This window comes from Caldivirga sp., from assembly GCF_023256255.1.
Taxonomy (GTDB): Archaea; Thermoproteota; Thermoprotei; order Thermoproteales; family Thermocladiaceae; genus Caldivirga.
Genome location: NZ_JAGDXD010000050.1, coordinates 15372 through 27297 on the forward strand (window position 1 = coordinate 15372; position 11926 = coordinate 27297).

Here is an 11926-nt window from a genome sequence, read left to right on the forward strand (position 1 = left end):
ATAAGCCCTGATTCTCATGGAATAGTGATTAAGGCTGAGGGGTTAGGTAAGACGTATGATGGTGTAAAGTGGGCCTTAAGGAATGTTGACTTAAGCGTTAATCGAGGTAAGGTAGTTACCCTACTTGGCCCTAATGGTGCAGGTAAGACAACCTTAGTTAGAATACTGACCACTGAACTCGAGCCCAGTGCAGGTAAGTTAACTATACTTGGGGAGGACGCTTTAAGGAACCCTGAGAGGGTTAGACCCAGGTTAGCTTCAATACCACAGGAGGCTAAGCCAATATACTTCGTGACGCCTTATGAGCTAGTGTTCTCCTACCTAGTTTTCAGGGGTTTCTCAATAAGTGACGCCAGGGTTGAGGCTAGGAGGGCGCTTGAGGAGCTTGGCTTATGGGACGTTAGGGATAAGATAATGAATAACCTATCAGGTGGGTATAAGCGAAGGGCCCTGGTGGCCATGGCGCTTGCAAGCAATGCTGAGTTGGTTTTCATGGATGAGCCAACCACTGGACTTGACGTGTTCAGTAGGAGGGGTGTGTGGGATGCCTTGGCTAGGCTTAAGGGTAACTCAACAGTCATATTAACTACGCATTACATAGAGGAGGCTGAGTTCCTGAGTGATGAAGTGGTCATAATGAATAATGGGGCTGTGGTGAGTAGGGGGACTGTTAATGAATTGTTGAGTAAAATTAACGGTGAGTACGTTGTTGAGGTTTACGGCATCAATAAGCCAATATTCGAGGGTTACAGTTACGTTAAGTTAAACAACAGGTACTTGGTCTACGTGGATACGAGTGAGGATTCATCATTAATAGCCCAGGAGTGCACTAGAATGGGTGGGAAGGCCTTAATGAGGAGGAAGACGCTTGAGGACGTTGTGATCAGGTTAATTGAAGGGTGGTATAATGATGAGTCTTCAGGGGATTTGGACTCAGATTAAGTCAGTGCTAGTCTTCGCCTGGTTCTACGGCTGGTTAGCTGTTGTTAGGGAACCCTTCTGGCTAGTCTCCTCCCTCCTAAACCCATTATCCATAGTAGTAATAATGACTGTCTTCGGTGGGGTACACTACATGAGCTTTGGGTTACTAGGCGGCTTAGCTATGGCGGTAAGCTCAAGCGGTGGATTCACAATAATAGGTGACGCCACTTACCTAAGGCTTGAGTTAAAATTCCAGTCAATGCTGATAAACACTAGGCTTAACCCCATATCATACACCCTCGGCCTAGCCCTCTCAGAATTAACATACGCCCTGCCGGGCCTAGCAGTATTCATTATATTAATGCAGTTGATCATGCATGTGCCCGCATCCCTATACCTCCTAATAGTCCCAATACTGACGCTTGAGTGGGTTACGGCAAGTATGCTTGGCTTCACATTATCAACATTAATGAATGACGTTAGGTACGGTTGGTCCCTCTCAGGCATATTAGGCTTCCTACTGGGCACATTACCACCAGTCTTTTACCCAGCCTACCTACTACCCACACCCTACGTTGCCCTAGTATCCCCAGTTAGCATAGTGTCCACGGTACTGCAATATATTGTATTGAGGGTTAATTACCCATTAACATTAATTAGACTAAGCATAATCACACTACTGGCTGAGACTGTGGTTTTCACAATACTTGCATTACGTAAATCCAGGTGGAGGAGTATTCGCTGAAACCTAACGTAGCGTCTTAGCGTAAAGTGCTATTAGGACTAGGTTTATTGAAATGTTTATGAAGAATAACATGTAAAGCATCATTATGAACGTTAACCCAAGGGTTACCATGCTTAGGTATGTTAGGTAAATGTTAATGAATAAGTCCACAGCCAAGGTTAGTAGCATTATCCTCTGAGCAAGCATAGGCTCAATGTTAACTATAACGTAGATTAACTTAACCAACGCGAATATTATAGCCATTACGAACATTAACATTGGTATTAGAACATACGGGAGAGCTAAAGCATTAATACCATACAGGTACATTACCGCAACCATCATGGCCGTCTCAATCACCCTAACCACAGACAGCAACACATTAGGCTTAAGCATTAATGAACATTAAGGTAACCCTTTTTAAACATGAAGCCCCATAACCACATTACGACCCATGATTGCAACACATTAAACCCCTAACCCCCTACATTAAAGGTTCAATATTTATAAACCTAGAGCATAGCTAATTGAAGCCGATGATCCTCAATCCTAGAAGATTTACTCTTCCCTTGTCCTCATCAACGAAAAGGCTGAAACTACCTCACTTTGATTAAGTTCACTGAGTAAATATAACTATTTGCAGCATGAACTCATTGTTTTATAACCCATACTATACGCGGCTATTACCATTACCACCGCTACTGCTAGTAGGATGTAGGGTTTGATTTTATGCATGTTCACTATGTTAGTGAACCTTTATTTATCCTTTATATTAAACCTGTATTATTTACATTTAACACATGCATTAAACTTACAGTTCAATATTTGAATAATGCTTAAATAACCTCCGTAAGATTAACTTACAGTGCCTAGGCTTGTTAGACTTTCCGCATTAATTAGGCATGTTGGTGACTGGAGTATGCTGAGTGAAGGCTTTAGTGGTGTTCATGTTGTTGGCTTATCATCATTCCCAGTTAGGCCTGGTGAGGTTAGTCTTGAGGTTGTTTCAATTCATGGTGATGAACCTAAGGTGGTTAGGGAATTTATTAGTAGATTAATGAGACTTAAGGGTGGTAACATTGTTAAGGTTCTTCATGTTAATAGGGTTTCTAGGAGTAACTATGAGACCTTCCTACTACTGAGGTACAGTGGTGTGCTTAAGTACATTATATTGAATAATGGTGGCTTATTGGCTTACTCCCATGTTCATAGTGGTTTAAAGGAGTTCACGGCGTATTACCTTAATTACAATGATGCCGAGGAGGCTTGTAGCGAGTTTAGGAGGATTAATGGGGTTGAACTAGTTGAGTGTAATGTGAATTGGTTTAGGGGGAGGGGTCCCTTAATTATGAGTTACTATGGTGGGTTGTTTAGGCATGTGCTTACGGATAATGAGTATAGGGTTCTTAAGTTGGCTTATGAAATGGGTTACTTTAATGGTGTTAGGCAGGTGAGGCTCAGTGACTTAGCTTCATTGCTTAACTTATCTAAGGCTACTGTTGATCACCATGTAAGAAGTGGGTTAAGGAAGATAGTGAGGCTTTACTTAAGTAGCATTAATGATTCTAGGTTAGGAAGTACCAACCCTCCTTAGTCCTCTCATTCCACTTAACGTTAAGTGGCAGTGCGTAACCATACACTATTGAGCCCTTCCAAACGCTGAACTGTGGGTCATTAACCAGCTTAACGTTAATCCTCTCAGCCAGCTCCGGGGATAGTTTACTCATCATTATCTTAACCTTCTCAGGGCTAGTTACAGCAATGTCCCTAAGGCCCTCGGGAGGTGGCTTCCAGTTGAATGAACCCCCACTGAGTATGACGTTACTGAGTACCTTGTCCTGAATCTCCACAGGCGTCCTCCTAACACTGTTAACCACAGCGTCCGATAGGCTCATTTCCCCGTGGAAAACCATGTCGCCTACCGTAACGTCCTCTATCGTTAACCTACCCTGCTGGGTGTAGCTCCTGAATATCTCATGGTTTGGATTAAACAGTATCTCCCCTATTAGGAACCTCATCCAGGAGTACTCCTTAAGCTCAATGGTTACAAGTGGGTTAACCTTAATGGCCACTGTGAATTTATCAGGCTCACTCCTAGCCCTCCTAATTGCCTCATCAAGGTCCCTTGGGATTAAGCCGGCTTCCCTCTTAACAACCTCAACAACGTAATCATCCCTAGCCAAGTCCCCGTAGCCGGCATCCTTAAGCACCTCCCTTGTTATTGCATTAGCCTCAGCCCCACCCCTATTTAAGGCCACTATACCATCCCTAATTGGCCCATAACTAATGGGTACGACCTGCGTGTTACCGTGGCCAGCCTCAATAACTATGCATGTAACAGCCTTCTCAGCTATGGCGACTGCGAAGGGTTGGTCAATAACCGTCACCGCCCTCACAGCGTTACCGCCTAATTCCCTATTAACGTCACCGTGGAGTTCAACGAACCTCTCCTTCATGTAGTCTGGGGCTAGGGCTGATAATGCAGCCACCACTAGGAAGCCCTTGTAGTCCCCTTGCTTAGCGGCTTCACTGTGGAATTGAGCAATAGTGAACCTAGTCATCTCCCTAATAACCCTCCAAGCATCCTCATCCTCCCTCCTCACTATCCCATCATGCAGCGGGTACTTGAGGTTCCTTATGGCGTCCCTAAGTGAACTAAGGTACTTGGACACCTCATCACCAACCACAACCCCTCTACTTAACACATCCCTAGGCACAAGGAGCTTCATGCTTTCGGGTAAATCCCTAAGCAGGAGGCCCCTACTGGGCATTATCCTAGGTACTTCACCTAGGGTTATTGGTCCATACTTAAAGTAGCCTGTCCCGTAGTCCTCAGCGTAGACGAACCTTGCCTTATACTTAACATCCTCCACAACTGCGACTACGCGTACTCCTTAAAAACAATTATGCTCACTAGGTGTTCATCATGTGTTATCCCAGGTTTTAAATAAAATGAACCTAGAATAACCGCTTTAAGAAATTAGGAGAAAGCCGCATAGGGTGTTAGCGCGATAATTTATAAAAGGCCTCACACTCGGCTGAATCAGTGATAGGCTTGGTTAAGGTGTATACTGTTTCAGGGTGGTTTAAGGATAGGGGCAACGTGTGGAGGAAGTTCAGGATTGAGGTTACTGCGGTTAATGAGAATGACGCTAAGGAGAAGGTTTACACTAGGATTGGTGGAAGCCATAAGGTTCCCAGGAACCTAATTAGGGTTGAGTCAATCAAAGAGGTTAACCCCAGTGAGGTTAAGAACCGCTACATTAAGCAACTTCTAAGCGTTGATAGGCTGGTGACGTGGTGAACATGAGCGAAGGCAGGAGGTTAGTTATAACTCAGGACCAGTTAGAGGAATTGGCTGAGCGGTACAATGAACTAGTTAACCTAGTTAACACCCTGTCCCAGAACTTAACTGTACTTAACATGTCCATTAATGAATTGAATAGCGCCAAGGCTGTTCTCGAGCAGTTGAGTAAGGGGGTTGTTAGTGACTCATACGTAACCATAGGTGGGGGGATTTACGTTAAGGCTGAGGCTAAGGATACGGCTAAGGCACTTGTCGACGTTGGGGAGGGTTACGTTGCTGAAATGCCCATACCCCAGGCCATTGAGTTAATAAACGGTAGGCTGAATGAGCTTAATGCAACAAGGGAGAAGCTTGAACAGGAGTTGGCTCAAGCCATTAGGAGTAGTAGTGAGGTGAGGGATTTATTAACAGTAATATACTCATCCCTAGCCCGTTCACAGGGTGGCGCCGCAGGGCCTAAGGCAGGTCCGTAACCATGTTTAATAGGCTTAAGTCAGCATTCTCAAGCCTAGTTAAGGCAATTGGGGATGCGGTAACTCAAAGGGAGCTTACTGAGGATGATGTGAATAAGCTCCTTGGGGAATTCGAGGAGAGGCTCATAGAGTATGATGTCGCCCTAGACACCGCCGAGGCATTGGTTAATGAACTTAAGGCTAAGTTAATTGGTGTTAAGGTACCTAGGTTTAATGATGATTACGTTAAGGCACTGGTGAGGGACACCTTAGTGAGCCTATTATCAAGTATCCCTGACGTGGACTTTGATGAATTCATTAAAGGCATTGGAAAGAGACCAATAGTGCTCCTCTTCCTTGGCCCTAATGGCTACGGTAAGACAACTACAATAGCTAAGTTAACTAGTATGCTTCTTAAGAGGGGCATGAGCGTTGTTTGGGCTGCAGCAGACACCTATAGGGCCGGTGCAGTTGAGCAATTGGAGGGTCATGCCGCTAAGCTTGGGGTGAGGGTCATAAAGCATCCCTACGGTTCAGACCCAGCCTCAGTGGCGTATGACGCCATTGAGCATGCTAAGGCCAGGGGAATTAGTGTCGTTATGATTGACACAGCTGGCAGAATGCACACTGATAGAAACCTAATGGAGGAGCTTAGGAAGGTTCACAGGGTTTCATCACCGGACGCCTCCATTTTCATTGTTGATGCGCTTATGGGTAATGACGCCGTTGATGTTGCCAGAACATATAGCAAATACATACCCATTGACTTCATTGTGGTAACTAAGGTTGATGCATACGTTAAAGGTGGCGTAATATTAACCCTACTTTATGAACTTAGGAAACCCATAATATTCCTAGGCACAGGGCAGGGTTACGATGACCTAGTTAAATTCAATAAACTAGACTTCATAAATAAACTACTAGAGTAATTACTTTTCCTCATTGATTACCTGTCACGAAGCAGCATCATGCTGCTTAAGCATACTCTAACGCTGAGACCTTACCCTTAATTACCATGATATTAACCGCCTAGGTAAAGTATAGTGAATTTTTATGAACGCTGCTTAAAGTTTACTTTACTTAATTTTACAATAGATTTTAAAAATCCCCAACATTTGTTATTAACATGAGTTCAATTCCTCGTTCAGTTAGGCTTGGCTTTATAGGTGCTGGTAGGCGTGGTAGGGAGCTTATGGCTGCTGCTAGGCAGGCTGGTGCTGAACTTGCCGCGGCATCGGACATTAGTGAGGATGCCTTGAGGGAGGCGGTGAATAAATTCGGTGTTAAGGCGTATAGGGATGTTGATGGTATGCTTAGTGGGGAGAGGCTTGATGCTGTGGTGGTGTCAACGCCTGTTAGGCTACATGTGGCTCACGTTATTAAGGCCCTTGACCATGGCCTTGATGTGCTCGTGGAGAAGCCCGTAACGTTAAGCGTTAGTGAGGCTAATGAACTTCTTAGGAGGGTTAAGGCAAGTGACCGTATTGTGATTGTGGGTTTCCAAAATAGGTACTCTGAAGCCGTTAAGGTGGTTAAGGATTCAATTGGTGAGTGTAACGCATCCATGTTTGCGGGTTATTGGTACTGGACTATCCCACCAATACCGTGGTTTAGGCGTAGGAGTGAGACCGGTGGGCAGGTTGTTGAGCAGGTTATTCACATGTTTGACATAGCCAGGTACCTAGTCAGTGACATTGATTCGGTTTACGCGGCATATACGGAGAAGGGTAGGGATACTGATGAGGATAGGGGTGTTGGTTTTGAGAATTGGGCAAGCTACAGTGTTGCATTTAGATTCAGTAATGGGGCAGTTGGCTCAATACACAGCACCTATGCGCTATACCCAGAGCTCGGTAAGGAGATACCACTGGTTAGCTTTGATATTGTCTGTAGGGAGGAGTTGATTAGGTTCACTGGGTTCAATGAAGCTAAGATACACGTGAAGGGTAAGGATACGCAAGTGATCAGGGCATCAACCGACCCAACAGTTAATATGTTTAAGTCGTTCATTCAAGCCGTATTAACTAGGGATAAGGGGCTGGTGCCCACAGCCTATGAGGATGCCTACTGGAGTAATATCACTGTGCTTGCTGCTAATGAATCAGCATCAATAGGCAGCGTAATTAGGATTAAGGATTACGCATCGGGTGTTGGTAAATGAGGATTGCAACGGACCTCTGGCATAGGAGGGGTTATTCCATAACTGAGGAGCTTAAACTCATTAAGGAGACTGGGTTTGATGGGGTTGAGTTCACGGTATCTGAAGCCAACGAGAATTTACCGGCAATCTCAGATAGGGGTTACTTAAGGATAGAGCACATAATGGATGACGCAAGGGAGCTGCGTAAACTGGCTAACGATGTGGGCTTGGAGATACACAGCGTTAGAAGTGGGCTACTGTGGAGGTACCCCCTAACCTCGCCTGACCCAGCCATTAGGGATAGGGCTATTGAGATTGCTGAGAGGGAGCTTGAAGCATGCAGCCTAATGGGGGCCACCGCACTGCTGATGGTGCCGGGTGTCGTTACTGAGGATGTCCCATACGACGTGGCCTACAGGCTATCCCAGGAGGCCTTAGGGAGACTAAGCAGGAAGGCTGAGGGGCTTGGCATTACCCTTGCTATTGAGAACGTGTGCAATAACTTCCTCCTAAGCCCAATGGAGTTCGCCAGGTTCATAGATGAGTTGAATAGCCCAGCCGTTGGTGCTTACTTAGATATTGGCAATGTAATGGATTGCAGGCTCGGCTACCCTCAGCATTGGGTTAGGATACTTGGTGGTAGGGTTAGGAGGGTTCACATTAAGGACTACAGCATTGGCCTGAGGGGCATTACAGACCTATTCAACGGTGACGTGAACTGGGCAGCCGTAATGAAGGCTCTTAAGGATGTTGGGTACGACGGCTACTTGACGGCTGAACTACACCCATTCAACGCCGCATATGAACTCTACTTTAGACAGCTTGCCGAGAGGATGAGGATGCTCCTAACACTATAGGGTGGTTGGCGTGGGTAGGGTCGTTGGCGTAGGCCTAATTGGACACGGCTTCATGGGTAGGGCCCATAGTTTGGCCTGGAGGAATATTACATTGTTCACGGACAGCCCAATTAAACCCATGCTTAAGGCCGTTGCAGGTAGGAGGGAGGATGCCATTAGGGATTTCGCATCTAGGTTCGGCTTCGAGAGGTATTACACGGACTATAGGCTAATGCTGAAGGACCCCGACATCGAGGTTATTGACAACGTTACGCCAAACCACATGCATAAGGGGCCCACAATTGGGGCCATTGAGGCTGGCAAACACGTTATTGTTGAGAAGCCCCCAGCCCTAAACGCCCAGGAGGCCTACGAGATGTATAAGGCTGCCGAGAGGGCTGGCGTGGTTAACATGGTTGCCTTCAACTACAGGTTCGTGCCGGCAATAGTGCTTGCCAGGCAGTTGATTTCAAGTGGAAGATTAGGCAAGATATACCACTTCAGGGCATTTTACCTACAGCAGAGTTTAGCTGATCCAAATGCTCCATTGACTTGGAGGCTTAGGAGCGAGTACGCGGGTTATGGTACATTGGCTGACTTAGGGAGCCACATCATAGACCTAGCTAGGTACTTAATTGATGAGGTTACTGAGGTTAATGGTAGGCTCTACACATTCAACAGATTCAGGGTTAACCCAGCCAGTGGTGTTAGGGAGGAGGTTAATGTTGATGAGGGCTTCACGGCAATGGTTAAGTTCAGGAATGGGGCTGTTGGCTTGATTGAGGCCTCAAAGCTAGCCACAGGTCACTACAATTCCCTAATAATTGAGGTTAACGGTAGCGAGGGATCAATTAGGTTTGACTTGGAGAGGATTAATGAGCTTGAAGTCCACTTCACGGGCGACGGTGAGTTGAGTGGGTTCAGGAGGATCCTAGTCACACAGAGGACGCACCCATTCATGAGGTTCTGGTGGCCGCCTGGCCATGTGATTGGTTGGGAACACACCTTCACCCATGAAATATACCACTTCCTGATTAGGCTTAGTGAGGGAAGGGATGTTTCACCTGAGGCGGCAAGCTTTAAGGATGGGTGGAGGGTTATGAGTATTATTGAGGCTATTGCGAAATCCTCTGAGGAGGGGAGGTGGGTTAGTGTGCCTTAACCCTCAAAGAACCCCCTCAAATTACTATTATAGTAGTTTACGAAGAATTTCAAGTCCTGGATAGGGTCTGATTCAGGGTCCTCGTATTCAACGGTAACCCAACCATCGTACCCATGGTTCTTGAGAATGCTTAGTATCCTCACAATGTCAAGCCTACCCCTGCCAGGCACCTTAAATCTCCTAGCCACTTCACCCCAGTCCTTAGCGGCGTTAAATGGCTGCGTATCATCCTTAAGGTGAATGTAGCCTATCCTACCAACCCACTTATCTAGGAATTCATACGTATTAATACCGGATACTGATAAGTGGCCTATGTCTGTGAATAATTGGAATCTAGGCGTGGTTAACTTCATGAGTAGGTTAATCTCATCCTCGCTCTGAATAATCGTACCCCAGTGGTTATGCACACCAAGCCTCACGTCATCATACTTATCCAGGATACTGTTAATCACCTCAGCCATGGCCCCAATATACCTCTCCTTATCACCCTCAAATAACCTAAACCTGGGTGGTGGGCCAATAACCACGGTGTTTGAGTTAAGCTTAAGTAAATTACCCCTAATCCTCTCGAAATCCCTAATAATGAACTCATGCTCCTCCCTAAGATGAAACTTAGCGGACCAGTAAACGGCCGCGAGCTCAAGCCCAAGCCTCCTCAACCTACTGCCAAACTCCTCAACACTACCGAAGACCGTTAAGTGGGCTTGATTAACCTCAACACCCCTAAATGGGCTTAGGTAAAGCAATGCAAAAGCCTCACCAACACCCATAAACCCACCCCTAGCAAGACTAGCCCCAACCTGAATACCAAGACGCATTGCTTATTTACTCAACCTAGTTTTAAAGCATTCTATTGCCCAAGACTTAGAGAAAGCATACAAGGCAACTGAGGAAGCCATAAAGGCATTATGGGAATTATAGCTTGAACGTTAACAGGCAATTAGGGAGAGTAGGTGATCATGCAATTGAGTAGCGCTGCTAGTAAGCCATGAAGATGCTGGGTGGCTGGTACTAAATGGGTTAGGTGTATTTTCTTCATGTATTGGGGTTTCGGAGTAAACTATAGGTGAACAATATTAAGGTACATTATGGGGTTAAGGGAATAGTTTATGAGACTGAAAGGCGTCAGTAATCAGTGAGAATGCTTAATGTATTCATGTGGATGAGGAATATCGAGGTAAGGGATATAACCTTTTAGGGCTAGTTAAGTTGAGATATGGAGATTACTAAGCCCTGGGTAGATGCTGATAGGTATAAGGAGGATAGGTTTAGGGAGGCACTTTATGAGGCTGAGTTGGCTGAGAGATTTCTTCAAAATGGGTTGCTGAGGAGTGCTGCCGGTAAGGCGTTTCAAGCCATTAAGGCCTATGTGGCTGGACTAGCAATTGATTATAGAGACGAATTAATAAAGTACTATCCAGGAACCAGGAGACTGGGACCAAATAGGGTAGTTAATAGGGTTGATTGGTTAATAGCCATCATGCCAAGTTCAAGGCTTAGGGAAATAGCCTCAATAATAGGTGATAAGGAGTTGAGGCTATACGTTGAAATAGCCTTAAACCTGCATGAATTCCAATACAACGGCCTAGATAAGGACAATGAAGTCTCGAGATATTCAAGCGAGGAATTTGTAAAGAGGGATGTAACAGAAATAATCAGCTTCATAAGAAGTAGGTTAAAGAAATGAAATAGGTTACACCAAGCTCATACATAACATTACTATTTAGTGAAGTAATACTTCATAAATTCTTGGAATATTATAGTCTGTGTTTAATATCCTGCATAGCCTTCTCAATACTCTCCTTAAACACCCTCAACTTCGCTTCTCCATGTGACACCATTATCCATGGTGGAAACTTCAATGGATGAAATAGTATCACTAAATTTAAGTAGCGGATTTACTTAACTAGCTATATTACTAACTTGATCGAACAAGACACTAATGAATTATTAAAGCGATTATTATAAATATAGTGAAGATGAGGTGAAGAAAAGAAAGGAGAGATAGAAAGACAGTTTTAAAGCATTCATTGTTGTTTTCTATTTGTTATCTTCTTAATACTATTACTGCAGCTACTGCTACCACTATTACGATTACTACTGTTCCTAATAAATCACGGCTATTAATGCTAGTAGATTAACATTCTTATGTAGCTTTAATATTGGAAATTATTTTTACATAATTAAATATTGGATTTTAATAATTTTAATACATTCAGAGAAAATACTATTTATGGTTCAAGTATTATTTCGGCTGCCATTTCATTGTCTTCGCTTAGCTTGAAGGCTACTAAGTCATCATATTGCTCAAGCTCCACTATGTTCCACCCATCCTTTAGTTGAATCTCCTCAATGCGTACCCTAGCTGTCAGTGAGTACTCGGC

At 44.7% G+C, this 11926-nt stretch carries 13 protein-coding genes; 10 read left to right on the plus strand and 3 right to left on the minus strand.

Features of this window, described 5'->3' with window-relative positions; genetic code table 11:
- The first annotated feature begins 24 nt into the window (after positions 1-24).
- On the plus strand, positions 25-942 hold the full coding sequence (locus tag Q0C29_RS08040) for an ABC transporter ATP-binding protein (RefSeq protein WP_292000146.1): 918 nt from the start codon (positions 25-27) through the stop codon (positions 940-942).
- On the plus strand, positions 908-1666 hold the full coding sequence (locus Q0C29_RS08045; RefSeq protein WP_292000147.1) for an ABC transporter permease: 759 nt from the start codon (positions 908-910) through the stop codon (positions 1664-1666). Before Q0C29_RS08040 ends, Q0C29_RS08045 begins: the two co-directional genes overlap by 35 nt.
- A gap of 3 nt (positions 1667-1669) precedes the next feature.
- Here Q0C29_RS08045 and Q0C29_RS08050 read toward each other — a convergent pair whose 3' ends face one another.
- On the minus strand, positions 1670-2041 hold the full coding sequence (locus tag Q0C29_RS08050; RefSeq protein ID WP_292000148.1) for a hypothetical protein: 372 nt from the start codon (positions 2039-2041) through the stop codon (positions 1670-1672).
- Between the two features lie 469 nt (positions 2042-2510).
- Between Q0C29_RS08050 and Q0C29_RS08055 the strand changes: the two genes are divergently transcribed.
- Positions 2511-3239 (plus strand): helix-turn-helix domain-containing protein, encoded by a 729-nt coding sequence (locus Q0C29_RS08055; protein ID WP_292000149.1) that lies wholly within the window; start codon positions 2511-2513, stop codon positions 3237-3239.
- On the opposite strand, the gene Q0C29_RS08060 is transcribed toward Q0C29_RS08055, so the two are convergent.
- Positions 3211-4518, minus strand: a complete 1308-nt coding sequence (locus Q0C29_RS08060; RefSeq protein WP_292000150.1) for a heat-shock protein Hsp70 — start codon at positions 4516-4518, stop codon at positions 3211-3213. The two genes, Q0C29_RS08055 and Q0C29_RS08060, sit on opposite strands and share 29 nt — an antisense overlap.
- 173 nt (positions 4519-4691) lie before the next feature.
- On the opposite strand from Q0C29_RS08060, the gene rpl18a reads away from it, so the two are divergent.
- From rpl18a to Q0C29_RS08090, 6 genes are all read left to right on the plus strand, one after another.
- Positions 4692-4949 carry a 50S ribosomal protein L18Ae gene (rpl18a, locus tag Q0C29_RS08065; RefSeq protein ID WP_292000151.1) on the plus strand — a complete coding sequence of 86 codons (258 nt, stop codon included), beginning with the start codon at positions 4692-4694 and terminating at the stop codon, positions 4947-4949.
- 2 nt (positions 4950-4951) lie between these two features.
- Positions 4952-5425, plus strand: coding sequence for a prefoldin subunit alpha (gene pfdA, locus Q0C29_RS08070; RefSeq protein ID WP_292000152.1), 474 nt, complete (start codon positions 4952-4954; stop codon positions 5423-5425).
- Positions 5426-5427: 2 nt separating this feature from the next.
- The gene (ftsY, locus tag Q0C29_RS08075) at positions 5428-6333 is read left to right on the plus strand and encodes a signal recognition particle-docking protein FtsY (RefSeq protein WP_292000153.1); all 906 of its coding nucleotides are present in this window, start codon (positions 5428-5430) and stop codon (positions 6331-6333) included.
- A gap of 197 nt (positions 6334-6530) precedes the next feature.
- Positions 6531-7565 carry a Gfo/Idh/MocA family oxidoreductase gene (locus tag Q0C29_RS08080; protein ID WP_292000154.1) on the plus strand — a complete coding sequence of 345 codons (1035 nt, stop codon included), beginning with the start codon at positions 6531-6533 and terminating at the stop codon, positions 7563-7565.
- Entirely contained in the window at positions 7562-8401 is an 840-nt protein-coding gene (locus Q0C29_RS08085; protein ID WP_292000155.1) for a sugar phosphate isomerase/epimerase, read from the plus strand. Before Q0C29_RS08080 ends, Q0C29_RS08085 begins: the two co-directional genes overlap by 4 nt.
- Before the next feature lie 10 nt (positions 8402-8411).
- Positions 8412-9542 carry a Gfo/Idh/MocA family oxidoreductase gene (locus Q0C29_RS08090; protein WP_292000156.1) on the plus strand — a complete coding sequence of 377 codons (1131 nt, stop codon included), beginning with the start codon at positions 8412-8414 and terminating at the stop codon, positions 9540-9542.
- On the opposite strand, the gene Q0C29_RS08095 is transcribed toward Q0C29_RS08090, so the two are convergent.
- The gene (locus Q0C29_RS08095) at positions 9539-10360 is read right to left on the minus strand and encodes a sugar phosphate isomerase/epimerase (RefSeq protein ID WP_292000157.1); all 822 of its coding nucleotides are present in this window, start codon (positions 10358-10360) and stop codon (positions 9539-9541) included. The two genes, Q0C29_RS08090 and Q0C29_RS08095, sit on opposite strands and share 4 nt — an antisense overlap.
- 398 nt (positions 10361-10758) lie before the next feature.
- Between Q0C29_RS08095 and Q0C29_RS08100 the strand changes: the two genes are divergently transcribed.
- Complete coding sequence (locus Q0C29_RS08100; RefSeq protein WP_292000158.1) at positions 10759-11229, plus strand: PaREP1 family protein; 471 nt, start codon at positions 10759-10761, stop codon at positions 11227-11229.
- The last annotated feature ends 697 nt before the right edge of the window (positions 11230-11926 follow it).

What these genes read in the sequence shown, in the direction of transcription:
- Q0C29_RS08100 (WP_292000158.1), top strand. Translation starts at nt 10,759, where the DNA reads ATGGAGATTACTAAGCCCTGGGTAGATGCTGATAGGTATAAGGAGGAT.
- Q0C29_RS08095 (WP_292000157.1), bottom strand. Translation starts at nt 10,360, where the DNA reads ATGCGTCTTGGTATTCAGGTTGGGGCTAGTCTTGCTAGGGGTGGGTTT.
- Q0C29_RS08080 (WP_292000154.1), top strand. Translation starts at nt 6,531, where the DNA reads ATGAGTTCAATTCCTCGTTCAGTTAGGCTTGGCTTTATAGGTGCTGGT.
- Q0C29_RS08085 (WP_292000155.1), top strand. Translation starts at nt 7,562, where the DNA reads ATGAGGATTGCAACGGACCTCTGGCATAGGAGGGGTTATTCCATAACT.
- Q0C29_RS08050 (WP_292000148.1), bottom strand. Translation starts at nt 2,041, where the DNA reads ATGCTTAAGCCTAATGTGTTGCTGTCTGTGGTTAGGGTGATTGAGACG.
- ftsY (WP_292000153.1), top strand. Translation starts at nt 5,428, where the DNA reads ATGTTTAATAGGCTTAAGTCAGCATTCTCAAGCCTAGTTAAGGCAATT.
- Q0C29_RS08045 (WP_292000147.1), top strand. Translation starts at nt 908, where the DNA reads ATGATGAGTCTTCAGGGGATTTGGACTCAGATTAAGTCAGTGCTAGTC.
- pfdA (WP_292000152.1), top strand. Translation starts at nt 4,952, where the DNA reads ATGAGCGAAGGCAGGAGGTTAGTTATAACTCAGGACCAGTTAGAGGAA.